Source organism: Yersinia mollaretii ATCC 43969, from assembly GCF_013282725.1.
GTDB lineage: Bacteria > Pseudomonadota > Gammaproteobacteria > Enterobacterales > Enterobacteriaceae > Yersinia > Yersinia mollaretii.
This window is the reverse complement of sequence record NZ_CP054043.1, coordinates 4,269,007-4,291,023: the sequence shown is the minus strand read 5'-3', so window position 1 is coordinate 4,291,023 and position 22,017 is coordinate 4,269,007. Positions and strand designations below refer to the sequence as shown.

Here is a 22,017-nt window from a genome sequence, read left to right as displayed (position 1 = left end):
ATTCTAGTGAACAGTCTTGAAAATAGCGATGCCACATTTAGCTCAACTTTTCAGAAAGCAAAAGTGAAGGATAGTGATGTGGCAGATTTATGGGGTTCGCCTATCAGAGAGATAAGTTTTGCTGATCTAAATGCGCTTGATAATTATTATCATTTGGATATTATTGGTGATAAGAAAGAAGACGTTATTTTCCAAGGGTCATACTGAATGCTGAATAGCCGTGCTGTCGATACATCCCGCCGTACATCGAGGAGAGCTAAACTCTCCTTGATGGGGCCTGCTTTTATCGCTGCCATTGCTTATATTGATCCCGGTAATTTCGCGACAAATATTCAGGCCGGTGCCTCGTTCGGTTATACCTTGCTGTGGGTGGTGGTATGGGCCAACGTCATGGCGATGTTGGTTCAGTTGCTCTCAGCCAAACTCGGTATTGCGACGGGCAAAAACCTGGCGGAGCATATTCGTGACCGCTTCCCGCGCCCCGTGGTTTGGGCCTACTGGGTACAAGCTGAAATTATCGTCATGGCGACTGATCTGGCTGAATTTATCGGGGCGGCCATCGGTTTTAAATTACTGCTAGGTGTCACATTATTGGAAGGGGCTGTACTGACCGGGATTGCCACTTTCCTTATTCTTATGCTGCAAAATCGGGGGCAAAAGCCGATCGAGTTGGTCGTCGGCGGCTTGTTACTGTTTGTTGCGGCAGCCTATATCGTCGAGCTGATTTTCTCTCAACCCAATATTGCAGCGCTTGGCCGTGGGATGCTGATCCCCAATTTACCGAATGGTAACGCCGTATTTTTAGCCGCCGGGGTGTTGGGGGCAACCATCATGCCGCATGTTATTTATCTGCATTCAGCGTTAACTCAAGCGGAAGGGAAAGAGTCTAAAGCTCAGCGTTATGCCTCGACCCGATTTGATGTGGCGATTGCGATGACGATTGCGGGTTTCGTCAATCTGGCGATGATGGCGACGGCCGCAGCGGCGTTTCATTTCAGTGGTTACCAGAATGTTGCTGAAATCGAAGAGGCGTATTTGACCCTACAACCCCTGCTGGGTAATGCCGCCGCCACTGTTTTTGGCTTGAGCTTGATAGCGGCTGGGCTTTCATCCACTGTCGTGGGCACCATGGCGGGGCAGGTGGTCATGCAGGGTTTTGTGCGCTTTTATATTCCGATGTGGTTGCGTCGCTCGATAACTATGCTGCCCTCCTTTATCGTCATTATGGTGGGGATCGATGCCACACAGATCTTAGTGATGAGTCAGGTATTACTGAGTTTTGGTATTGCACTGGCGCTGGTGCCATTGCTGGTTTTCACCGGGAATAAAGAGTTGATGGGTGAGCTGGTGGATACAAAATTCACTCAGATTTTGGGTAAACTCGTCGTCTTGTTTGTGATTGGACTCAATGCTTATCTGCTGATTAGCTTAATTTAGCCGAAATATATTGGCGAGTGTGGGTAAATAACCCGCCCGTTTTTCTTTAGTTAATCATCATGATGGCCGTGACCATGGCCTTTACCCTTATGATGCTTTTTACCGTGTTTGTCATAGTGCTTATCGTATTTCCAATAGCGCCCTTCGCGGTAATAGTAGTTTTTCTTCCACCAATCTCTGTTTTGCCAGCGATGCCCATCCCAGTAATGTCCATGGCGATTACGTTCGCCTAAATCCCGCCCCTGATGATCTTGCCACCATTGGCGGTCACGCCAGTCATAACCATCCCAATAATTACCGCTGCGATCTTGCTCGCCAATGTTCAACGTGACACTGGGTAAGAGTTCAATACTTTCGGCATTTGCCATCGGAATGAGTGGCAACCAAGCTAATATCGTTATCAGCAGTAGGGGCTTTACCCTTCTCGGCCTCACCACACTCAGTTTCAACATCGTTGACTTAAACGCAGCCACTTTTAACATGATTAATCCTTACCAGACCTTATTGGCTATGGTGCTATCTTAAACAGTTCGCCAACCGCTGGGATTCGGATAAAACTGTAAAATAAGGATTTAGGATTTATCTGTGGGGGATGGGTGCGAAGGGAGCAGGGGCCGTTGAGTACCCCCGTCCAATATTACAGAGAGAACGTTTACACCAAAATAGCATTGATGATACTTATCTCTTCGTCGCTAAATTCAGTATTCGCCAACATACCCACGGCATCGTCAATCTGGCTGATTTTACTGGCACCGATCAGGGCTGAAGTCACCCGCCCGCCACGTAATACCCATGCTAAAGACATCTGTGACAGCTTCTGCCCACGCGCAAGGGCCAGCTCATTCAGCCGACGAACTTTAGTCAATTTCTCTGCCGTAAGCTGTTCAGGGCTAAGGAATTTACTGCTACTGGCCGCCCGTGAGTCCTGCGGGATACCGGCTAAATAACGATCCGTCAAAAGACCACCCGCCAGTGGAGAGAAGGCGATAGACCCCACCCCGTACTCATCCAGCGTCTGTTGCAGCTCGGCTTCAATCCCGCGTTCAAACAGGGAATATTTAGGCTGATGGATCAGGCAAGGTGTCCCCAACGCTGCCAGAATCTCGAAAGCCTGACGCGCTTGCGCCGCAGGGTAGTTGGATAAGCCGATATACAGCGCTTTACCTTGGCGTACCAGCAGATCCAAGGTGCTCATAGTCTCTTCCAATGGCGTATTAGGAGCGGGGCGATGATGATAGAAGATATCAACATAATCCAGCCCCATACGTTGCAAGCTTTGATTGATACTGGCGACCAGATACTTCTTCGAACCCCAGTCACCATAGGGGCCGGGCCACATGGTGTAACCCGCTTTGGACGAGATAATCAGTTCATCGCGGTAAGGGCGCAGATCCTGCTGGAGGATTCGGCCAAAGTTCAACTCAGCAGATCCGGGAGGCGGGCCATAGTTATTGGCTAAATCGAAATGAGTGATGCCGCTATCAAAAGCGCGGTGAATCAGATTACGACTATTTTCGTACAGCGTGCTGTCACCAAAGTTATGCCACAGGCCCAGAGAGATAGCCGGGAGCATTAGCCCACTCCGCCCACAACGATGATACTTCATCTCCTGATAGCGGGAGGACGCTGCTTGATAGACCATGATGCCCCTTATTGAAGAGAGTAAATGACACTTTAGTGTATGCGGTTTCACTGATGGGTGAAGTTGGCAGGATCACAGAGTTGATCAGTGATGGCGCGTCTCAAAGAGGTGATAGCAGCAAGTAGTCTGTGTGTTAGCTAATTATTAATTAGAAAATATTAGATTTATTTATGTTTTGCTTAATACTTAGTTAAATATAATAAGTATTAAGGTTGGTCTCCTGATGGCAAGCAGCTACAAAGTGGCAGATTATTTACTGGATCGACTGGCACAAGTGGGTATCCGGCATCTCTTTGGTGTTCCGGGTGATTTTAATCTCCATTTTTTAGATCATGTTATCAGCCATCCGGTGATTGAATGGATGGGGTGTGCTAATGAGTTGAATGCAGCGTATGCCGCAGATGGCTATGCTCGGGTCATGCCAGCGGGGGCATTACTCACCACAGTGGGTGTTGGGGAATTAAGTGCGATCAATGGGATTGCGGGTAGTTTCGCTGAATACCTTCCAGTGATTCATATTGTGGGCACCCCAGCATTGCGCTCACAGAAGGCCGGAGAATTGTTGCATCACTCATTAGGTGATGGTGATTTCAGCCATTTTTCCCGCATGGCGAAAGAGGTCACTTGTGCACAGGCCAGCTTGACCGCTGAGAATGCGGCGGCTGAAATTGATCGCCTGCTGGTAGCGGCTTTAAACCAACGGCGTCCGGTCTATCTGCAACTCCCCAGTGATGTGGCGGAAGCTGATATGGCAACAAATTCAGGTACTTTGGCGCTCTCTCCACCTCTCTTATCACCGACATCCCTTCAAGCATTCATTGACGCGGCACGTGAGAAATTACAGTCGGCGCATCGGGTCGCCCTGCTGGCCGATTTTCTGGCCGACAGATTTGGCGCGCGACAATCACTGAATCAATGGCTGGCGGAGGTGAATTTGCCTCACTCCACACTCTTGTTGGGAAAAGGGGTGCTGGATGAAACCCATCCGCTATTTATCGGGACTTATGCTGGGGCAGCCAGTGACGCCAGTGTGAAAGAAGTGATTGAAAATGCAGATGTTCTTATCACTGTCGGGGTGTGGTATGTCGATACCATTACTGCCGGATTCAGCCAGCATATTACTCAGGATAATTGTATTGATGTCCAGCCGGAACAGGTGCGCATAGGGAGCCGCGTTTTTAGCCAGATCCCAATGGTTGCTGCCGTCGATGCCTTACATCAATTGTGCAAATCCCTACAGGGCGAATGGCCACAGCCCGTGATAACCCCTCCTGTGCGACAAGCCTCGCAACATCACTTACTGAGTCAGCAAACTTTTTGGTATCACATCCAGCACTTTTTGCGCCCAAACGATATTGTGGTGACTGATCAAGGCACCTCGAGTTTTGGGGCTGCAACCCTGAACCTCCCCTCTGGTTGTACCTTTATCGCCCAGTCGTTGTGGGGTTCGATTGGTTTTAGTTTGCCGGCGGCCTATGGTGCGCAGTTGGCGCAACCCCAGCGGCGACTGATATTGCTGGTGGGGGACGGGGCTGCACAACTGACAATTCAAGAGTTGGGATCAATGCTGCGTGATGGGTTGAACCCCACTATTTTTCTGCTGAATAACCAAGGATACACGGTAGAGCGGGCTATTCATGGAGCACAGCAGCGCTATAACGATATTGCCCCGTGGAACTGGACGCAATTGCCGCAAGCATTGACGGTAGGAAAACAATTTATGACGCGCAAAATCAAAGAGACACATCAACTGCAACAGGTGTTGGCACAAATCGAAGGCGCTCAACAGTTGGTGTTCATTGAGGTGGTATTGCCGCCCATGGATATGCCAGATCTATTAATCAGTGTTGCCAAATCTATTCAGGCCCGCAATTCTGCTACCTGATATCGCCGGCCAATTGATCCAACAACCAATAGCCTGCCGGGCCGGGCGGGCTTTTTTTCGACCAAACGGCATCAATGGAGATCATTTTTGGCCAGCCAATGGTCGGTAACGGCACCAGTTTTCGGCGGCTGTATTGATCAACCAACCAGCGAGGCAGAATGGCCCAACCGAAACCTTGCTCTGCCATTTCCAACAACATTAAATAACTGGGCGCAGACCAGATCAGTCCTTGCGGCTGATTGCGCTCGGTGCGCTTGTAGGTGTTGAGGCAGAGCTGGCGGGTGGTAGCCAGTTGCTCGGGGTGGACTTGGGGCAGTTTTGCCAGCGGATGATCGCCCTGCACAAATATCGCCATTTCAGTTTGGGCGGATAATCGGCGAGCAGCAATGTCTGGCGGATAGCTCTGTTGCACTTCCACCACACCAATATGTGCGCGTCTGAGCTGTAATAGGTCAATAACGTCGGCTTCTTCGGCGATCAGGCATTCAAATTCGATATCAGGGTAGCGCTGTTCAAAACGGCGCAGCAGATCCTCATGATGCGTCGGTTGATAGGTGTCGGAGAGCACAAAGGTGAGGCGCGTTTCAACCTGACCCGACAGGCGAATTGAGAGTGAGTCCAGCCGTTCGCTGGCGGCCAAAATTTCTTGCACGTGGGACAACACCCGGCGGCCATGATCCGTTAGCACCGGCTGACGCGCCTGCCTATCAAATAGCGTCACCCCCAGGTCCGCCTCCAGATTGGCAATAGCGGTGCTGATGGTTGACTGGCTTTTACGCAACTTGCGCGCAGCGGCGGAAAACGAACCGAGTGCAGCGGCTTCGACAAACGCAATCAATGATTCGGGAGAATAGTGCATGAGCTATCTATTTTATCGATGGATTCTATCTTTAATCTATCTTAAAAAACGATGATAATCACCTCAGACAATCAGTTATCGGTTAATTAAATAGGTGTTTTATGCAAGTTCATCACAAGACTCTCTCTGAGCGGGTTATCCATGCTGTTGGCTTTGAAGTCATTGCGGTCGCGATTTGCGCCCCGGTGGGGGCATGGCTGTTGGATCGTTCAATTCTGCAAATGGGGACATTGACCATTATTCTCTCTTCCGTGGCGATGCTGTGGAATATTATTTACAACACGTTGTTCGACTACTTTTGGCCTGTCAGTCGGGTCGCCAAGACTCTGCGTGTGCGGGTATTCCATGCGCTGGGCTTTGAAGGTGGGTTTATCCTGATCGGCTTGCCGATTGCGGCTTATGTCTTGGGTGTTTCACTGCTACAGGCATTTATGTTGGAGATCGGTTTCTTCCTGTTCTTCCTGCCCTACACCATCTGTTACAACTGGGCTTATGACAACTTACGGATGCGTATTATCCGCGCTCGTCAGCCCGCAGTATTGACCGCCGCGTCGGAAAAAAAACGCGGGGCATAATTGCCATCTAGCTGCCGTTTTCAACTTTCAGCCGCGCTATTTTGCCGCGGCTGAATCGTTTTTATGTGATCGTCATCCCAAAGCGAAATGGTTTACCGCATTCAGATTGTTGTTTCCCCAACCTGATTTTACAGTGGAGACAGTAGAAGTTAAGCATCCCTGTAACGGAGAAGTTTCTGATGACGAGCTATGCCCTGGTGGGTGACGTTGGCGGCACTAATGCCCGTTTGGCGCTTTGCGCTGTGGCGACGGGTGAAATATCACAAGCAAAAACATATTCAGGGCTGGAATACGACAGTTTGGAAGATGTTATCAGGCAATATCTGTCGGAACATACGGCGACGATAACGGATGCCTGCATCGCCATCGCCTGTCCAATTACCGGCGACTGGGTGGCGATGACCAATCATACTTGGGCCTTTTCGATTGCCGCCATGAAACAAAATTTGGGGCTGAATCATTTAGAAGTGATCAATGATTTTACGGCGGTATCCATGGCGATTCCCGTGCTGTCTGAGCAAGATGTGCTGCAATTTGGCGGCACCGCGTCTCAGCCGGGAAAACCTATTGCGGTGTATGGTGCTGGCACTGGGTTGGGGGTGGCGCATTTAGTCAATGTGGACCGCCGCTGGATAAGCTTGCCAGGTGAGGGCGGGCATGTTGATTTCGCGCCCAATAGCGAAGAAGAGGACCGCATTCTGGCGGTATTGCGTCAGGAGTTGGGCCACGTCTCCGCCGAGCGTGTTCTTTCCGGCCCAGGGCTGGTGAATTTGTATCGTGCCATTGTGATTTCTGATGCGCGCCAGCCGGAGAATCTGGCACCGAAAGATGTGACTGAGCGGGCGCTGGCTGATAGCTGTACTGACTGCCGCCGCGCATTATCACTGTTCTGCGTCATTATGGGCCGCTTTGGCGGCAATCTGGCCTTGAATCTCAGCACCTTTGGCGGCGTTTATATTGCTGGCGGTATCGTGCCGCGTTTTATGGAGTTTTTTAAAGCCTCCGGTTTCCGTGGCGCTTTTGAAGATAAAGGCCGTTTCAAAGATTTCTTGCACGAGATTCCCGTTTATATGATTACCCATCAACAGCCGGGTTTGTTGGGGGCAGGGGCTTATCTGCGTCAAACTTTAGGGCATACCCTTCGTCCTTGAAGCCGCAGGGGTGTTAGCTACGCTCACTTACCCGAATCACTTACTTGTGTAAGCTCATCGGGATGCGTTCACTTGCTGCCTACCTGCGACTCCAATGACTTTGGGTATCCTTTGTTTTGAAGCCGCAGGGGTGTTAGCTACGCTCACTTACCCGAATCACTTACTTGTGTAAGCTCATCGGGATGCGTTCACTTGCTGCCTACCTGCGACTCCAATGACTTTGGGTATCCTTTGTTTTGAAGCCGCAGGGGTGTTAGCTACGCTCACTTACCCGAATCACTTACTTGTGTAAGCTCATCGGGATGCGTTCACTTGCTGCCTACCTGCGACTCCAATGACTTTGGGTATCCTTTGTTTTGAAGCCGCAGGGGTGTTAGCTTTCGTGTTACCCGTTGAAACTCAAAAGCAGAGCCGAGGCTCTGCTTTTTTATGACTAGAGAGTATTAATGTTCAAGCATGGCTGCTGGCGGTGGCACCTGCGGGAGCGGAGGTGCTGCTTTCTGTTTCAGCAGCGGCCCCTTTGGGTGGCTTGATAATGAGTGTCAGCAGTAAGGACACCACTGACAGCACCGCGATGACGATAAAGGTGGCGTGATATCCCCCCAGTCGGGCGGCAATAAATGAACCTGCCAATGCGCCTAAGCCAAAGCCCTGATAGATGACCCCGTAGTTTTTGCTGTGGTTTTTCAGGCCAAAGAAGTCGCCAACAATGGCGGGGAACACGGTGATATTGCCACCAAAACAGAAGGCAATCGCCCCCACGCACAGGAAGAACAAGGTGTGAGTCAGTGGAACAAAGGTTAGGACGGAGACCGCCAAGGTGGTGACCAGCAAGGTGAAACTAATCACCCGCAGGCGGCCGACTTTATCGGAGAGCGCCCCCAGAATAATGCGTCCGGCAGTGTTAAAGATGGCGATGGCTGAAACGGTATTTGCTGCCGTCGCCAAATCCATCCCGGCTAATTGCACACCTAAGTCTTTCACGATACCAATCAGATATAGGCCACTCATACAGGCCGTGAAGAAGATGATAAACAAGAAGTAGGACTCTTTGACCGCCAGCATCTCACCGACACTAAAGTCGCGCCCTGCACGGGCGGTTGATAGGTTGTTGGCCGCTTGCGGTGCAACCACTTTTTCCCGTAACAGGAAAGAGCCAGCCCCGACCAAGACCATCACGATAATGCCCCAGTAGAAAAACGCCAACGACACCCCCTGATTGGCAATCAAGCTGGCATTCACGTATTTGAATAGCAGGCTACCGGTCCCAAATGCCCCCACTGAGATACCCGAAATCAGCCCCTTGCGTTCTGGGAACCACTTAATCAGATTCGACAGTGTGGTGATGTAGGCGGTGCCATCAGCAAAGCCCACCACAATCCCCGCCAGCAGATAAATCATCCCCAATGAGGTGGCGAAGGAGCTGGCAATCAGCCCCAAGCCGAGGATGATACCGGAAATCAGCGTCAGTTTACGGATACCAATCCGCTCTTGCAGGCGGCCAGCAAAGAGTGTCGCGATAGCCAGAGAGAAACTGGTGATAGAGAAGGTGGTCGCCACCGCGCCCAATGACCAACTAAACTTCTCTCCCAAGGGCTGATTAAATAAGCTCCAAGTATAGATAGTGCCTAGTCCCATCTGAACGATGATAGTACCTACAACAATTAACCAACGATTTACCGGTTTACTGCTCATGCCGGACTCCTTAAACATCAATGCATGTGGCCCGAATATGGCTATTGATAGAGATAAATAGCGTCGGAAGCCTAAAAGTTACGCGCTGATGGAGCACCGAAAATCTTGTGTTGAGGTGTTATCAGCCCGCCGAATGAAACCAGTATACGGGCGGACTAATAGCGAGAGATCGAAAGGGGAATGAGCTGCACTCCACGTGGAATGAAATGCATTTAAAGGCGCATCAGTTGCCTGAACTCTTTTATCTTGCTGCGGCTAACGGGGACTTCAAAGTCCAAATCGCTGAGCCGCAGAATGTAAGTGTTGTTAAACCACGGCACGATTTCGCGGATTTTGGCTAAATTCACGCAATAGGAACGATGGCAGCGGAAGAAATACTCTTCCGGCAAACGGCTACAAAATTCAGTGATATTCATCGGCATGATGAATTCTTCGCGACGAGTATAGACCAGCGTGACCTTCTCCTGTGCTGCCGCATAGTAGATATCATTGATATCAGTGACGATAATGCGCTCATCTTTCATCAAGTTGATGGTGTACGCCGCTGCGCGCGGATTGGGGCTGCTGGTTTGCTCTCTATTTTGACGATCACGCTTATGCAGTGCTTCCAACTTTTGCAGCATGGTGACAATACGTGACTCATGGTAAGGCTTCAAAATATAGTCGAACGCTTCAATCTCAAAAGCTTCAACCGCATGCTCTTTATAGGCGGTGATAAAGATAATATAGGGCTTATGGGTAAATTTGCTGATGTTCTGGGCCAGCAACACGCCATCCAGTGACGGAATGTTAATATCAAGAAAAATGGCATCAACCTGATGATTTTGCAGATATTTAAGCACATCCAGCCCATCCTCAAAGGTCGCCTCAATGGTGATGCTGCTGTGCTGGTGAATCAGGTAGCTTAACTCTTCCTGAGCCAGAAACTCATCTTCAACAATGATTGCTTTCACGGGTTAAACTCCGGCTGAAATACTGGGTTCTGCATGGATCTTGCCGCCATTTTTGCTGATATAAAAAGAAATTTCGGTGCCCGGTTCCATGCGGCGTATCTGTAAACCTTCGCCATAGAGTAATTTCACCCGGTGATGTACATTCAGTAAACCGATTTTATTGCCCGGCATCTCATTATTAGCGACGCGCTCGATGGTTTCTGGGTTAATGCCATTGCCGGTATCTTTCACTGAAATTTTGATTTGATCACCATGGTCTTTGACAGCAATGACCACCACCCCTTTGCCACGATAGGGCTGAATGCCGTGCACAATGGCATTTTCCACCAAAGGTTGGATCAGTAGGCTCGGGATTTTCAGCGCAATGTCGTCGTCGATATCATAGATGACCGTCAGCTTACTGCCGAAACGCGCCTGCTCGATAGCGATATAGTCTTGAATCTGATGGAGTTCTTTGCGGATATCAATTTGTTCATCATTCAGTTCAAGGCTGTAGCGCAAGTAACGCGATAAGTTGATGATCAATTGGCGCGCGGTGTCTGGATTAATGCGAATCGATGACGAAATCGCATTCAACGCATTAAACAAAAAGTGCGGGTTAATTTTACTTTGCAGGGCGCGCATCTCCGCTTTATTCGCCATTTCACGCAGATGCTCAATGCGGGAAACCTCAATTTGCGTAGAGATAATCTGCGACAGACCCACCGCCATGACTTTCAGCGAATAGGTGATTTTATGGGCATGGCAGTAATAGATTTTCAGCGAACCGGTCACTTCACCTTTTTCCCATAGCGGAATAATAATCAGCGAGTGAATCTGCGGCGTGCGGTGAGCTTCATCGTTATTGCGGATGGTGATCTTGCCGCGCTGAATACTCTCTTTGGTGATATCACTGATAATCTCATGGCCAATATCGTAAGTTTCGACCCCGACCCCCACGTAAGCCAAAATATTTTGCCTATCGGTGATGGCAACAGCATCGGCTTTGATATCGTCGCGAATAATTTCGCATACGCTACGTAAGGACTCGCCGTTAATATTGCGAAAATAGGGCAAGGTTTTATTGGCGATATCCAAGGCGAGTTTGGCCTGCCGTGCCGCAATCACCTCTTTTTCATCCTCGACACTCTGTACCAGCAGCACAATCAGCCCGATACAGACCGCCCCTAAAATCATCGGAATGCCGATTTTAGACACAATATCGATACCTAATGCGGTCGGTTTAGCCAAAATGACCACTAATAGCATGGTCAGTGATTCGCAAATCATGCCAGCTAAAATACCGACACTCCATTGCCGCTCTTTCTTCACTTTCAGGTTGATATAGCCAGACATCAGTCCAGCGATAATACTGGTAATCAGGCAGGGAACTGAAGTAATACCATCAATATCAATCAAGTAGCGGTGAGAACCCGCAATCACTCCCGTGATGATCCCGACCCATGGGCCAAACAGAATCCCGCCAGACATGACGGCGATGACACGGACGTTGACCAGTGAACCTTCGACGTTAATGCCGGAATAGGTACCGAAAATCGCGAAGAGCGAGAAGATGGCGGTCACTGCGGCCAGTTCCAACGGGGTATGCTTCTCTTTTTGCAGTAACTGACGGAACAGGCGGGTGCGGGTCAGGAAGAACAGGCAAATTAGCATCAGTGCGGCACGATCAAACACCGCCAGTAGCATTTCAAATATCTGGTGCACGCTATTTTCTCTTGGCTACGGCCTGAGATCTTAGGTCGAAAATAATCAGATCTTGAGGCGAATAAGCGGCTAACTATAAGGAAAAGGGCGGCTGACTGCTACTTTATCCGTGCTATCGAGCGGTTCAGAATGGGATTTGCCGGAGGAATCACCTCCGGCAGGGGGGCGGTAAAGGTAAAGTTATTCAGTCATCCCCAACTGCTGCTTGCCTATCGGTGTCAGATTCTCGGCGGTGGTTCTGCCCGAGAAATCGACTTCAAAATCATCGGCGGCAAAGTCTGGTGGTGAGCGACCATCCATAAAGCTGGCAAGTTGGCGCGGCAAGTAGGCGGCGTTCTTTTCACACCATGGGGCGGCAGCGATGTACATCACGTTACTGTCAAACTCGCCGTTATGTTCGTTTTCCACCGAGTGAATCACATCGCAATGCCAGAATACCGTGTCACCCGCTTCCAGATCGGGAATAGGGGAAATTGCTTCCATTAAAAGAGGATGCCACTGTTTGGAGGCGGACAGCGCACGGCCTGGCGCAGCACCACAGAGATCATCGTCGGCAACATCATCCTGAATGGCGCGCAGTAAGATATAGGCCATGGCATTGGCGATCGGAATAACATTTAATGTCCCGGCATGGGTACGCTGAGGGGTCAGCGCGGTCCAGCCTTGGAAAGTGCGGAACATCGAGCATACCGCCGGTGACGGGAACTCGCGCACCTCTGGGCGGCCCTCTGCCGCAAAGGGATCATACTTCTGCCATTCACCAGAGAACACGTGGCGATAGACATGGCGGAAGTTTTCATCCAGCCAGCGCTCAATGGAGCCACCATCCACATGGGGTGACAAGCCCAGAGAGGAGGATTTTGGTGGGCGGCGGCGTGTCCGGTCAGCATAGGTCACTACGCGGTTAGCATCAAAATGCTGCTTGCCGTTGCTCTCGGTTTGCCACAGATTATTCAAAAATACCTGTACCGCATTCATCCGTTGATCCTGACGGGCTTCAACTTGCGGGGTTGACCAATAAATACCGTAAATTTGTGGCTTGCTGGCCGCTAGAGTGCCAAAGTAATTATCTTCTGCGGCATTTTTCAGGCGCTCAACAAAATTATTACGCTCCAGATAGTGGCCGATTTCACGGTTCCAAGCGGCGGCTTTTTCTGTCGGGAATACACCGAGGATGGCACAGCATCCCCGTTGCTTTATTTGTGCTTTTTGTTCATCAGTCACTTTGCCATTGATAATATCATCGGCATGAATGCGGGGGACGGGATTCTCGCCCTGCGCCAGACTGCGGCGGATCTCGGTCACTTGCTGGCGAATGTTCTCTTCAACGGCGTGAAACACCTGTTGGTAATCAGGGAGTGCCTGACGTAATTGTTGTTTCACCGCTTTGATTGCTGCGGGAATATCGTCTATTTGTAATGAAGCCATAATGCTGATTCTCCGATAGCTGTAGGGGTGAGGCGGTGGCATGGGTCAGTTGATGCTGACCATTTGTTTGTTTTTTGTTACTTTGGAGTAAACATTATTCAAGTAAAATGGAGAAGAATAAAGGGATGAGGTTAAGACAAAATTTCCCCTTTAATTTTCACATCCCCTTTTGATGGCTACAGCGATAATTCGAGAGAAAAATGGCACCGGTGATTCAAATGTTCAATAATTCCCCTATTTCACTCAGCACCCCCCGGTTGATGCTCGATAGCCTGAGCGAGCAGGACTGGCCGCTGTTTTTGCGTTTATATCAAGACCCCGAGATCCAGCGTTTTATCTCAGATCCGATGGATTTAGCTGAGATTCGTGCGCGATTTGAATTGCGCATCCAGCCATGGGAAAAAACGTCCAGCCATTGGCTGTGTCTGGTGATCCGCGAAAAAGAGAGTGGGCAAGCGGTGGGGCTGACGGGCTTTTTAGCCGAATGGTTGCCGCTACAGCAAGCGGAAGTGGGGTATGCCATGCTGCCCGCCTGCCAAGGTAAAGGTTTTGGCAAAGAGTCGCTGATGGCGGTACTGGCATTCGGCTTCCAGCAATGTCTGTTCCATAAAATGAAAGCCACAGTCACAGTGGGGAATCAGGCTTCACGGGGTCTGTTGGAGCGCTGTGGTTTTCAGTTGGAGGGTACTTTGCGTGATAACTATAAATTGGCTGGGCAATGGTGTGATGACTGGGTTTTGGGGATATTGAGCAGTGAATTTAAGCCGCAGTAGCTTGGCCTATTCCTATCACAGTAACTTTGTCTATATAGCCACTTATCCGATCAGTGAGATATTTATGACCAGCCACTCGACACTCATACCGCGCTAGGATATGTTCATCAACAGACCATTTGATGGTCAGCGTCGCTCGGATGGTCCGGGCGCTCACGTATCCCGAGGAAATTATGGCTGAATACCCTTCCAAACGTCGTTTTACCCGAATTGAACGCCTTCCCCCTTATGTTTTCAATATTACCTCCGAGCTAAAAATGGCGGCGCGCCGTCGTGGTGAAGACATTATTGATTTCAGTATGGGTAATCCAGACGGCCCGACACCGCCACATATCGTTGAGAAAATGTGCAGTGTCGCGCAACGTGAAGACACCCACGGATATTCAACCTCCCGAGGGATTCCGCGCCTGCGCAGGGCGATTTCTCGCTGGTATGCCGATCGCTATCAAGTGGATATTGACCCGGAAAGCGAAGCCATTGTCACTATCGGCTCAAAAGAGGGGCTGGCGCATTTGATGCTGGCCACACTGGACCACGGTGATACCGTGCTGGTGCCGAACCCGAGCTACCCCATTCATATTTACGGCGCGGTGATTGCGGGCGCACAAGTACGTTCGGTGCCACTGACCGAGGGTATTGATTTCTTCGGTGAGCTGGAACGTGCGATTCGTGAAACCATTCCTAAACCAAAAATGATGATCCTCGGCTTCCCCTCTAACCCGACGGCGCAGTGTGTTGAGCTGGACTTTTTCGAGCGGGTCGTGGCGCTGGCGAAGCAATATGATGTGCTGGTGGTGCATGATTTGGCCTATGCCGACATTGTGTATGATGGCTGGAAAGCGCCGTCAATCATGCAGGTTCCCGGTGCAAAAGATATTGCAGTTGAGTTTTTTACACTGTCCAAAAGTTACAATATGGCTGGTTGGCGCATTGGTTTTATGGTGGGTAACCCTGAACTGGTGAATGCACTGGCGCGGATTAAGAGTTATCACGATTACGGCACTTTTACTCCACTACAGGTCGCGGCGATTGCGGCGCTGGAGGGAGATCAGCAGTGTGTACGTGATATCGCCGAACAGTACCGTCAGCGCCGTAACGCCTTGGTGCGCGGGTTGCATGAAGCGGGTTGGATGGTCGAAAACCCGAAAGCCTCAATGTATGTCTGGGCTAAAATTCCCGAACCTTACGCGCATTTAGGGTCACTCGAATTTGCCAAGCGGCTATTATCTGAAGCGAAAGTGTGTGTCTCGCCGGGGATTGGATTTGGTGATTACGGTGATACTCATGTTCGTTTTGCGCTGATTGAGAACCAAGACCGGATTCGTCAGGCGGTGCGTGGGATTAAAAGTATGTTCCGCGCCGATGGCTTGCTGAAACCGAGTAAACCCACATCAGATGAAACGGCTTAACGCGCCAGTTTAATCACCTCATCACTATTCTGGCTGGCCGCGCAAAGTGGCTGGTCAGAATAAAAGTGCCCCCTCTTCAAAATGTTATATGCAACGCCTTAATGTTCTCTTCATCTGTGATACGCCATACTTATCATTAATGACCCATTTTTGTGTGACTGACTGGAGTGTGCGGCTATGAGAGATCGCTATTCATTACCCCAAATAACCCTGCATTGGCTGACATTATTGATGCTGATCTTGACCTATGCCGCCATGTTGCTCAGTGATAGCGTGCCTGATGAAGATCGGACACTGGTGAAAAACCTGCATTTCAATTTTGGTATTTCTGTCTGGCTACTGATGTTGATTAGACTCTGGTTGCGCCACCGCAATGTGACCCCCACGATCACCCCGAAATTACCGGATTGGCAGCTTTTGGGGGCGCATATTTTGCATTGGGGGCTGTATCTGATGTTCTTATCGTTGCCGATACTGGGGGTGTTGGCGCAAGCCTACGGCGGGAAAACCTGGTTCTTACTGGGTTGGCAGGTGCCGCAGTGGGTGACACCGAATGATGAAGCGCGTTCCTACCTTAAGCAGACTCATGAGTTAATCGCTAATTTGGGCTATTTTATCATTGGGATTCACGTCTTAGCGGCACTCTATCATCACTATATTCGCCGTGATGATACGTTGCGCAGAATGATGCCAGGTAAATGATTCAGATCGCCAAAAATGATAAAGGGCGCGAATGCGCCCTTTATACGATGTCAGATGGTGGATGATTCGAGCCAATATTACTCGACCATCATCATGAAGGTGCCAATCCAAACCACCAACATGATTGAGATACCCATAAAAAAATATTTCACTGAACAACTCCCTTGGAGCTACTTCGCCAGTAACGATCCAAATTGCTGCGCTGAATTTACCCTTCTTATCTGGTGTTACAAGGTTCTGCCTGTAATGCCACATTCTCTAGGTATCAAATGGATGAATAATTCTTTCAATCAATAACAGCCATTTCATCATAATCAGCTCGCTATCAACCTGAGAGATATCCGAATTGTCGTACCAGCCTAAGTGGCTGTCTACGATAGGATCGCGCTAATGTAATCCCAACGAGGAGAAACTTACAATACTGTAATTTTATGCATTAGATCACAATTTCGCCCATAAAGAGCAAGTGTCGTTAGCCAATGTGTTGAAGTGTGAAGCTATTAACGTTTTTTTAAATTATCGCTAAATAACAATTTGTTACTTTGTTGACTAAGAATTAAGCCAATGATCGGCGTGTTAAGGCCATTAGCTGATTTTCCGCACCACCACATCTGCTTCAAAGCCCAGTAGATAAAGGGCTTGCTCCAATGCTTCAACTTTGGAGGCGTAATACACATCCAGCAGACGATCCATCTGCGCGGCATTCAGGCCGAGTTTACGGGCCATATCGGCTTTGCGGGTATGAGTGGTGAGCATGGCATTGTGCAGTTCCGCTTTCAGTCGCACCAGAATGGGTACGTGAACCGAAATATCACCGGGTTGCAGTGCGGACGGGGCAGGCACTAGGCGATGCTCCTCCATCTCTGCGGCGATGCCATTCTTAATGCCGTCCTGTGCTTCCAGCTCAATATCTTCCAAGGAGTAGGTCACTGAGTCCAATTCAGGGAAGTCGCGATATTTAATGTGGTACTCGCCGCTGGCTTCATCGAGGGTATAACTGGCTGGGTAGTGGAACACGGTGTCACTCCTGTGGCTAAACGAAGTACTCAAAGTACGGGCATTGTACTGACATCAGCCCGTCTGGGTTACTTATTTAACGTATTCATCAAAATGATGGCGATTGTTCACCGAAAGTATCAAATGATTATTTGGCCTCCTCATTATCTGGCTTTTTCAGGTTGAACAGTAACCAAGATATAACATCCGCCATAACGACTTATAAACAATTGCTGCTTATATAATCCACGATAATAATAGATGAAAAACTAAATTCGCTTTAAATAAAATGCGTTTTTTTAAACCTTAAGTTAAATTTTGATAAATAGACTGGGTTTAATATTTCAAAATGTATTTTACATCTGTTATTATCCTCCCGCTAAAATCCTTTTTAAATCAATGATAAATATGCGTGTATTTATCAATAATCACTATTTGTTATTATTTTCAGTCTATGTTTATTAATAGGTTGTTATTTTAACTTAAGTTAAATTATCACTATTTATTTCTTCCAATTATGACGTTTAATCTTTTATTGAGAATATTGCTTTTATGATGAAAAAAATACTTTTAGCGTCCGCTTTAATCTCCGCATTTTTATTAAGTGGATGTGCCTCTGAGTCCTCGCGTTCGTTAGAAGTGGCGAAAGTCGCCTCTTACGGCACGCAATATAACGGCCCACGTAGCCCTATTTCTGTGGGGAAATTCGACAACCGTTCCAGCTATATGAGCGGGATATTCTCCGATGGCGTCGATCGTTTGGGGAACCAGTCAAAAACCATTTTGGTCACGCACTTACAACAAACGGGCCGCTTTAACGTCTTAGAGCGCACCAATATGGAAGAGCTGAAAACAGAAGCGGCTATTTCAGGGAAAAGCCAGCAATTGAAAGGCGCGACCTATGTTGTGACTGGTGATGTGACTGAGTTTGGCCGCAAAGAGGTTGGCGATCGTCAGCTATTTGGCATTTTAGGTCGGGGTAAATCTCAGATTGCCTATGCCAAAGTCAATCTGAATATCGTCAATGTGAATACCTCTGAAGTGGTGTTCTCTTCACAGGGGGCTGGCGAGTATGAGCTGTCTAACCGTGAAGTGATCGGTTTTGGCGGGACAGCAAGTTACGACTCCGCCTTGAATGGCAAGGTGTTGGATTTGGCTATCCGTGAAGCTGTCAACAATCTGGTCGCTGGCATTGAATCAGGTGCATGGCAACCGGCGAAGTAACCCTTAACGGCTTATTAATTCCTAATCACGAGTATGGATACCGCAATATGAAATTAGTGCAAAAGATCTCCCTGCTGCTGGCTGCTGCTGTCTTGGCGGGTTGCGCCACGGCACCGAAACCTATTTACAACTGGGATAACTACCAAACAACGATTTACGATTACTATAAATCGGATGCCAGCCCTGAACAGCAAATTGCTGCTTTAAAAGAGAATATTGAAAAGTCACGCGCGAAAAATATGCCAGTCCCTCCTGGCTTACATGCTCATTTGGGCATGCTGTATGGCAATACCGGGCATACAGATTTAGCGATGGCTGAATTCAATACAGAGAAAACGGCATTCCCTGAGTCTGCTCCGTTTATGGATTTCTTGATGAGCAAAGATAAAGGGGCATTTAAATGAGATCTATTTTCGCCATAGGCGCGGTCATGATCACGCTGCTGCTGACGGGCTGTGCCAAGCCAGTACAGCAGGACTACTCTGCCTTTAAGCAAAGCAAACCAAAGAGCATTTTGGTGTTACTGCCACAGAACCAATCGCCAGAAGTGGCTGCCAGCCATGGCATGCTGTCTCAGGTCACTTATCCGCTCTCTGAAGCGGGCTACTACGTGCTGCCAGTTGCCGTCGTGGAAGAGACATTTAAGCAAAATGGCATGACGAATGCGGGCGATATCAGTGCCGCCAGCCCAGCCAAACTGCATAAAATCTTTGGTGCAGATGCGGTGTTGTACATTACCGTGGTGCAATACGGCACCTCTTATCAGGTCATCACCAGTGATACTCGCGTGACAGCGAATGCCAAATTGGTGGATTTGAGAACCGGCAAATTGTTGTGGAGCGGCAGTGCGACCGCCTCCAGCAATGAAGGTGATAACTCTTCCGGTGGCATCATCGGCATGTTGGTTCAAGCTGCGGTCACGCAGATCAGCAACACACTGACCGATCGCAGCCATGATATTGCTGGCGTGACCAGTGCACGTATGCTGACCGCCGGAACACCGAACGGCATTCTGTATGGCCCGCGTTCACCGCAATACGGCAAAGACGGCCACTAACTCTCTTTTGTACCCATGCCCCTGACGTTGTCGGGGGCATTTATTATGTCTCCCCCCGCCGTATTTGCTTCAATCGCCCATTTTTCCGCACGTTAACTCCATCTCCAGCGCCATTGCCGGGCACCTAAAAGCACACTCTCCACAACCATCGCACAGCGTATAAACCAGTGTTGGCGGTAAGCCGGGTTGCCAGAGTAGCGCGTGTTTTTCACAAAAATCAGCACAGCTATCACAATAGATATAGGTGTTCTGACACGGGTTTTTGATGACGGGATAGGGGAGGGCTGGAGACGATGTTGATGGTGAGTCGCCAGCGGCTCCCTTGAATAAGCCACGAAATAGCCCGCGACGGCTGATCACCCGGCTCTCCATAAAGGCTCTGTAGTAGCGCTCGTCTCTGCTCATTGATTTTTCGTTATCACTATTATCATCGATACAGCTCATGGGGCTGAGGGAATAAGCCCAATTCACTCTGCACGGTTTTCAGGTAGCACTCTGTAATCTCGGCCAATAGAGGATAAACCGGATGCTCGACCTGGGCACTTTTGACCAGCTCAAGGTAGCGATAAGCCCATGGCAATAAGTGATCCGTGAGCAGCACGATGGCGGCGGCACACTGTTGCTGCTCAATTAAGTGCACCCAAGCCAGTAGCATTAAGCCAAACTGATCCTCCGGTTCACGGATGGTGCTCTGACTTTTCAGCCCTAATCCGGACAAAAATTCGCGATAGTGCAGGGTGCTGGCCGCCATCAGGCTATTCTCTTTATCCAGATAGACCGAACCCCAAGGCGGGGCGGGCATCTCACCTTGCCCCTCAAACAGAATCGAGAAGTCATATTCCAGTTTTTCGGGGGCGATAGCTGGTATTTGCTGGCAATATTGCGTCATTTCAGCTAAATCTGGCCACGGGAAGATCTCGGCGATTTGCGGCAGTAGTGGCCACAGGCGCTGTACCGTCTCGGATTGGGGTGGATAGTAAAAAAATGCACCTAAAATTCGCGGTAAAGTGGTCGCTAATAACGTCAAAATGTTCTCTCTTTAGGCCCGACTCTCTGGGGAGTGATTAGCCGCAGGCCATCGCGGCTAATCCGTGATTTATCTCGGTCAATCAATTCATTAATTACATCGGCACTTGCCAGAGATTATAAAACGCGATGCGTCCGGCCAATTCACCAATGACCACGGCCGAAGCACTGACCGCCAGTGTGGCTCGTGGGATGCTCTCTTTCAGCAATGCAATGGCGGCCACAAAGATGCCTACTGTCAGCAGCAGAATTTGGATGCCCCAAAAAAGCGTCTGTTGGCTGCTGAGTTCCAGTGAACTTTGGCCGAGGAAGCTCAGATAACCCGGCTTACTCACCAATGTCACAATAGCACCCACTAACATTGCCAAGGCACCCAACTGACGAGCACCCGTCAATAGGGCGAATGCGCCGCCCCCGACTAACACCGTCATCCAGAGTTGCAGTGAGGTGTACGAGGTATCCCAATTCGGTACGGTAGTCAGTTGATAAACTTGGGTTATTGACCAGGCAAAGGCCAGCCCAAATACCACAGTTGCCACATTACACAGCGCCGCCAGCACCGCATTTTTTACCATCACGGAGAAAAATACGGTGCCACAGGCCATGGCAACAAACAGGCCACTGAGAACAATTTCGTTGCTCATTGGCGAACGGCCAACACCCAGTAGCATATTTGCGGCACGCAGGGGTTGCCCGACATGCAGTGTGCCGACGATCAGCCCCACCATCACCAGTATCAAGCCGATAATATTGGCTTGTTTGAGTTGCTGTGGTGTGGTCATTCCGAGTTTGTTGCTCAGCAACACCAGTGCAAACAACCCAACAGCGGTTTGCCCCAGTACGGTGAAAAACACCAAGGGTAATTCATGCATTTTATACCTCCGCCGGATTTTGGATACGGCCTGATGTATCACCGCATGGCTTGGCATCGCGGTGGCTTCTGATGACCAAATTAGGCTGTGTCAGATGGGCGAGCGGTAACGGCGCAACTGCACTCTCTTCACCGTATTTCTCTCTTAATAGCGCGATTTCATCGAAATCCAGCGCACGTTGCGGGCAAGATTCGACACAAACTGGTTTATGCCCCTCGGCGACCCGCTGATAGCAACCATCACATTTGGTCATCAATTTCGTCTTTGCATCAAATTGCGGCGCACCATAGGGGCAGCGCATTTCGCAATAGCGGCAGCCGACGCAGAGATCCGGATTCACCACCACCAAACCGTCCTCTTCGCGTTTATGCATTGCTCCGGTTGGGCAGCCAGTGACGCAGGTGGGAAACGAGCAGTGGTTGCAGGCGATAGATAAATAGTAGTTGAAGACATTTTGCACCCAGATATTGCCTTGCTGAGTCCAACTGCCACCGCCATATTCGTACACTCGGCGCAGTTTCGGCCCGAGATCCAACTGCTTCTCATCCTTGCAGCTAATCTGGCAGGTTTTACAACCTGTGCACTTGGTGGAGTCGACAAAAAAACCATATTGCTTCATTATTCAACTC

General features: G+C 49.5%; 24 protein-coding genes. 11 read left to right on the top strand and 13 right to left on the bottom strand.

What is annotated here, in order from left to right:
- Window positions 1-78: 78 nt before the first annotated feature.
- The gene (locus HRD69_RS20745; protein WP_261371966.1) at window positions 79-207 is read left to right on the top strand and encodes a hypothetical protein; all 129 of its coding nucleotides are present in this window, start codon (window positions 79-81) and stop codon (window positions 205-207) included.
- Window positions 208-1,437: an Nramp family divalent metal transporter gene (locus tag HRD69_RS19060; protein ID WP_032815527.1), complete on the top strand. Its 1,230-nt coding sequence runs from the start codon at window positions 208-210 to the stop codon at window positions 1,435-1,437.
- 50 nt (window positions 1,438-1,487) lie between these two features.
- On the opposite strand, the gene HRD69_RS19055 is transcribed toward HRD69_RS19060, so the two are convergent.
- Both HRD69_RS19055 and HRD69_RS19050 read right to left on the bottom strand, forming a co-directional pair.
- Window positions 1,488-1,919 (bottom strand): DUF2502 domain-containing protein, encoded by a 432-nt coding sequence (locus HRD69_RS19055; protein WP_072079753.1) that lies wholly within the window; start codon window positions 1,917-1,919, stop codon window positions 1,488-1,490.
- Window positions 1,920-2,089: 170 nt separating this feature from the next.
- Window positions 2,090-3,079, bottom strand: coding sequence for an aldo/keto reductase (locus HRD69_RS19050; RefSeq protein WP_172984635.1), 990 nt, complete (start codon window positions 3,077-3,079; stop codon window positions 2,090-2,092).
- 223 nt (window positions 3,080-3,302) lie between these two features.
- On the opposite strand from HRD69_RS19050, the gene HRD69_RS19045 reads away from it, so the two are divergent.
- Window positions 3,303-4,964, top strand: coding sequence for an alpha-keto acid decarboxylase family protein (locus HRD69_RS19045; protein ID WP_004878200.1), 1,662 nt, complete (start codon window positions 3,303-3,305; stop codon window positions 4,962-4,964).
- Here HRD69_RS19045 and HRD69_RS19040 read toward each other — a convergent pair.
- Window positions 4,957-5,823 carry a LysR family transcriptional regulator gene (locus HRD69_RS19040; RefSeq protein ID WP_032815643.1) on the bottom strand — a complete coding sequence of 289 codons (867 nt, stop codon included), beginning with the start codon at window positions 5,821-5,823 and terminating at the stop codon, window positions 4,957-4,959. The two genes, HRD69_RS19045 and HRD69_RS19040, sit on opposite strands and share 8 nt — an antisense overlap.
- A 101-nt stretch (window positions 5,824-5,924) precedes the next feature.
- Between HRD69_RS19040 and HRD69_RS19035 the strand changes: the two genes are divergently transcribed.
- Together HRD69_RS19035 and glk are read left to right on the top strand one after the other, a co-directional pair.
- A complete protein-coding gene (locus HRD69_RS19035) occupies window positions 5,925-6,398 on the top strand; it encodes a multidrug/biocide efflux PACE transporter (RefSeq protein ID WP_004878201.1) in 474 nt (157 codons plus the stop codon).
- A 179-nt stretch (window positions 6,399-6,577) separates the two neighbouring features.
- Window positions 6,578-7,549, top strand: a complete 972-nt coding sequence (gene glk / locus HRD69_RS19030; protein ID WP_032815645.1) for a glucokinase — start codon at window positions 6,578-6,580, stop codon at window positions 7,547-7,549.
- 450 nt (window positions 7,550-7,999) lie between these two features.
- Here the strand turns inward: glk and HRD69_RS19025 are convergent, their stop codons facing one another.
- The 4 genes from HRD69_RS19025 to HRD69_RS19010 all read right to left on the bottom strand — a co-directional run bounded on the left by HRD69_RS19025 (window position 8,000) and on the right by HRD69_RS19010 (window position 13,329).
- On the bottom strand, window positions 8,000-9,244 hold the full coding sequence (locus tag HRD69_RS19025) for an L-lactate MFS transporter (RefSeq protein ID WP_032815243.1): 1,245 nt from the start codon (window positions 9,242-9,244) through the stop codon (window positions 8,000-8,002).
- Window positions 9,245-9,456: 212 nt separating this feature from the next.
- Window positions 9,457-10,197 carry a LytR/AlgR family response regulator transcription factor gene (locus HRD69_RS19020; protein WP_004876788.1) on the bottom strand — a complete coding sequence of 247 codons (741 nt, stop codon included), beginning with the start codon at window positions 10,195-10,197 and terminating at the stop codon, window positions 9,457-9,459.
- A 3-nt stretch (window positions 10,198-10,200) separates the two neighbouring features.
- Window positions 10,201-11,901 (bottom strand): sensor histidine kinase, encoded by a 1,701-nt coding sequence (locus HRD69_RS19015; protein ID WP_032815244.1) that lies wholly within the window; start codon window positions 11,899-11,901, stop codon window positions 10,201-10,203.
- A gap of 180 nt (window positions 11,902-12,081) precedes the next feature.
- A complete protein-coding gene (locus HRD69_RS19010; RefSeq protein ID WP_004876790.1) occupies window positions 12,082-13,329 on the bottom strand; it encodes a DUF1479 domain-containing protein in 1,248 nt (415 codons plus the stop codon).
- A 260-nt stretch (window positions 13,330-13,589) separates the two neighbouring features.
- On the opposite strand from HRD69_RS19010, the gene HRD69_RS19005 reads away from it, so the two are divergent.
- The 3 genes from HRD69_RS19005 to HRD69_RS18995 all read left to right on the top strand — a co-directional run bounded on the left by HRD69_RS19005 (window position 13,590) and on the right by HRD69_RS18995 (window position 16,213).
- Window positions 13,590-14,102, top strand: coding sequence for a GNAT family N-acetyltransferase (locus HRD69_RS19005; RefSeq protein WP_032815249.1), 513 nt, complete (start codon window positions 13,590-13,592; stop codon window positions 14,100-14,102).
- A gap of 173 nt (window positions 14,103-14,275) precedes the next feature.
- The gene (gene alaC, locus HRD69_RS19000; protein WP_004876792.1) at window positions 14,276-15,511 is read left to right on the top strand and encodes an alanine transaminase; all 1,236 of its coding nucleotides are present in this window, start codon (window positions 14,276-14,278) and stop codon (window positions 15,509-15,511) included.
- A 177-nt stretch (window positions 15,512-15,688) separates the two neighbouring features.
- The gene (locus HRD69_RS18995; RefSeq protein ID WP_004876793.1) at window positions 15,689-16,213 is read left to right on the top strand and encodes a cytochrome b; all 525 of its coding nucleotides are present in this window, start codon (window positions 15,689-15,691) and stop codon (window positions 16,211-16,213) included.
- Between the two features lie 77 nt (window positions 16,214-16,290).
- Here HRD69_RS18995 and ypdK read toward each other — a convergent pair whose 3' ends face one another.
- Both ypdK and HRD69_RS18985 read right to left on the bottom strand, forming a co-directional pair.
- Window positions 16,291-16,365: a membrane protein YpdK gene (ypdK, locus tag HRD69_RS18990; RefSeq protein WP_099460453.1), complete on the bottom strand. Its 75-nt coding sequence runs from the start codon at window positions 16,363-16,365 to the stop codon at window positions 16,291-16,293.
- Between the two features lie 433 nt (window positions 16,366-16,798).
- A complete protein-coding gene (locus HRD69_RS18985) occupies window positions 16,799-17,230 on the bottom strand; it encodes a type II toxin-antitoxin system HicB family antitoxin (RefSeq protein WP_004876795.1) in 432 nt (143 codons plus the stop codon).
- A gap of 531 nt (window positions 17,231-17,761) precedes the next feature.
- Here HRD69_RS18985 and HRD69_RS18980 point away from each other — a divergent pair.
- The 3 genes from HRD69_RS18980 to HRD69_RS18970 are packed head-to-tail and all read left to right on the top strand — an operon-like array spanning window position 17,762 to window position 19,490.
- Window positions 17,762-18,433: a CsgG/HfaB family protein gene (locus tag HRD69_RS18980; RefSeq protein WP_004876797.1), complete on the top strand. Its 672-nt coding sequence runs from the start codon at window positions 17,762-17,764 to the stop codon at window positions 18,431-18,433.
- Between the two features lie 47 nt (window positions 18,434-18,480).
- Window positions 18,481-18,837, top strand: coding sequence for a DUF4810 domain-containing protein (locus HRD69_RS18975; RefSeq protein ID WP_004876798.1), 357 nt, complete (start codon window positions 18,481-18,483; stop codon window positions 18,835-18,837).
- Window positions 18,834-19,490 (top strand): DUF799 domain-containing protein, encoded by a 657-nt coding sequence (locus tag HRD69_RS18970; RefSeq protein WP_032815247.1) that lies wholly within the window; start codon window positions 18,834-18,836, stop codon window positions 19,488-19,490. Before HRD69_RS18975 ends, HRD69_RS18970 begins: the two co-directional genes overlap by 4 nt.
- A gap of 69 nt (window positions 19,491-19,559) precedes the next feature.
- On the opposite strand, the gene HRD69_RS18965 is transcribed toward HRD69_RS18970, so the two are convergent.
- From HRD69_RS18965 to HRD69_RS18950, 4 genes are all read right to left on the bottom strand, one after another.
- Window positions 19,560-19,895, bottom strand: a complete 336-nt coding sequence (locus HRD69_RS18965; RefSeq protein ID WP_080545074.1) for a 4Fe-4S binding protein — start codon at window positions 19,893-19,895, stop codon at window positions 19,560-19,562.
- A gap of 22 nt (window positions 19,896-19,917) precedes the next feature.
- Window positions 19,918-20,517 carry a TorD/DmsD family molecular chaperone gene (locus tag HRD69_RS18960; protein ID WP_004876801.1) on the bottom strand — a complete coding sequence of 200 codons (600 nt, stop codon included), beginning with the start codon at window positions 20,515-20,517 and terminating at the stop codon, window positions 19,918-19,920.
- 94 nt (window positions 20,518-20,611) lie between these two features.
- Complete coding sequence (locus tag HRD69_RS18955) at window positions 20,612-21,388, bottom strand: dimethyl sulfoxide reductase anchor subunit family protein (RefSeq protein WP_004876802.1); 777 nt, start codon at window positions 21,386-21,388, stop codon at window positions 20,612-20,614.
- Window position 21,389: 1 nt separating this feature from the next.
- Window positions 21,390-22,007 carry a DMSO/selenate family reductase complex B subunit gene (locus HRD69_RS18950; RefSeq protein ID WP_004876803.1) on the bottom strand — a complete coding sequence of 206 codons (618 nt, stop codon included), beginning with the start codon at window positions 22,005-22,007 and terminating at the stop codon, window positions 21,390-21,392.
- Between the last annotated feature and the right edge of the window lie 10 nt (window positions 22,008-22,017).

What these genes read in the sequence shown, in the direction of transcription:
- HRD69_RS18950 (WP_004876803.1), bottom strand. Translation starts at nt 22,007, where the DNA reads ATGAAGCAATATGGTTTTTTTGTCGACTCCACCAAGTGCACAGGTTGT.
- alaC (WP_004876792.1), top strand. Translation starts at nt 14,276, where the DNA reads ATGGCTGAATACCCTTCCAAACGTCGTTTTACCCGAATTGAACGCCTT.
- HRD69_RS19055 (WP_072079753.1), bottom strand. Translation starts at nt 1,919, where the DNA reads ATGTTAAAAGTGGCTGCGTTTAAGTCAACGATGTTGAAACTGAGTGTG.
- HRD69_RS19045 (WP_004878200.1), top strand. Translation starts at nt 3,303, where the DNA reads ATGGCAAGCAGCTACAAAGTGGCAGATTATTTACTGGATCGACTGGCA.
- HRD69_RS18980 (WP_004876797.1), top strand. Translation starts at nt 17,762, where the DNA reads ATGATGAAAAAAATACTTTTAGCGTCCGCTTTAATCTCCGCATTTTTA.
- HRD69_RS19040 (WP_032815643.1), bottom strand. Translation starts at nt 5,823, where the DNA reads ATGCACTATTCTCCCGAATCATTGATTGCGTTTGTCGAAGCCGCTGCA.
- HRD69_RS18955 (WP_004876802.1), bottom strand. Translation starts at nt 21,388, where the DNA reads ATGCATGAATTACCCTTGGTGTTTTTCACCGTACTGGGGCAAACCGCT.
- HRD69_RS18970 (WP_032815247.1), top strand. Translation starts at nt 18,834, where the DNA reads ATGAGATCTATTTTCGCCATAGGCGCGGTCATGATCACGCTGCTGCTG.
- HRD69_RS19025 (WP_032815243.1), bottom strand. Translation starts at nt 9,244, where the DNA reads ATGAGCAGTAAACCGGTAAATCGTTGGTTAATTGTTGTAGGTACTATC.
- HRD69_RS18995 (WP_004876793.1), top strand. Translation starts at nt 15,689, where the DNA reads ATGAGAGATCGCTATTCATTACCCCAAATAACCCTGCATTGGCTGACA.
- HRD69_RS19010 (WP_004876790.1), bottom strand. Translation starts at nt 13,329, where the DNA reads ATGGCTTCATTACAAATAGACGATATTCCCGCAGCAATCAAAGCGGTG.
- HRD69_RS18975 (WP_004876798.1), top strand. Translation starts at nt 18,481, where the DNA reads ATGAAATTAGTGCAAAAGATCTCCCTGCTGCTGGCTGCTGCTGTCTTG.
- HRD69_RS18965 (WP_080545074.1), bottom strand. Translation starts at nt 19,895, where the DNA reads ATGAGCAGAGACGAGCGCTACTACAGAGCCTTTATGGAGAGCCGGGTG.
- HRD69_RS19005 (WP_032815249.1), top strand. Translation starts at nt 13,590, where the DNA reads ATGCTCGATAGCCTGAGCGAGCAGGACTGGCCGCTGTTTTTGCGTTTA.
- HRD69_RS19035 (WP_004878201.1), top strand. Translation starts at nt 5,925, where the DNA reads ATGCAAGTTCATCACAAGACTCTCTCTGAGCGGGTTATCCATGCTGTT.
- HRD69_RS19050 (WP_172984635.1), bottom strand. Translation starts at nt 3,079, where the DNA reads ATGGTCTATCAAGCAGCGTCCTCCCGCTATCAGGAGATGAAGTATCAT.
- HRD69_RS19060 (WP_032815527.1), top strand. Translation starts at nt 208, where the DNA reads ATGCTGAATAGCCGTGCTGTCGATACATCCCGCCGTACATCGAGGAGA.
- glk (WP_032815645.1), top strand. Translation starts at nt 6,578, where the DNA reads ATGACGAGCTATGCCCTGGTGGGTGACGTTGGCGGCACTAATGCCCGT.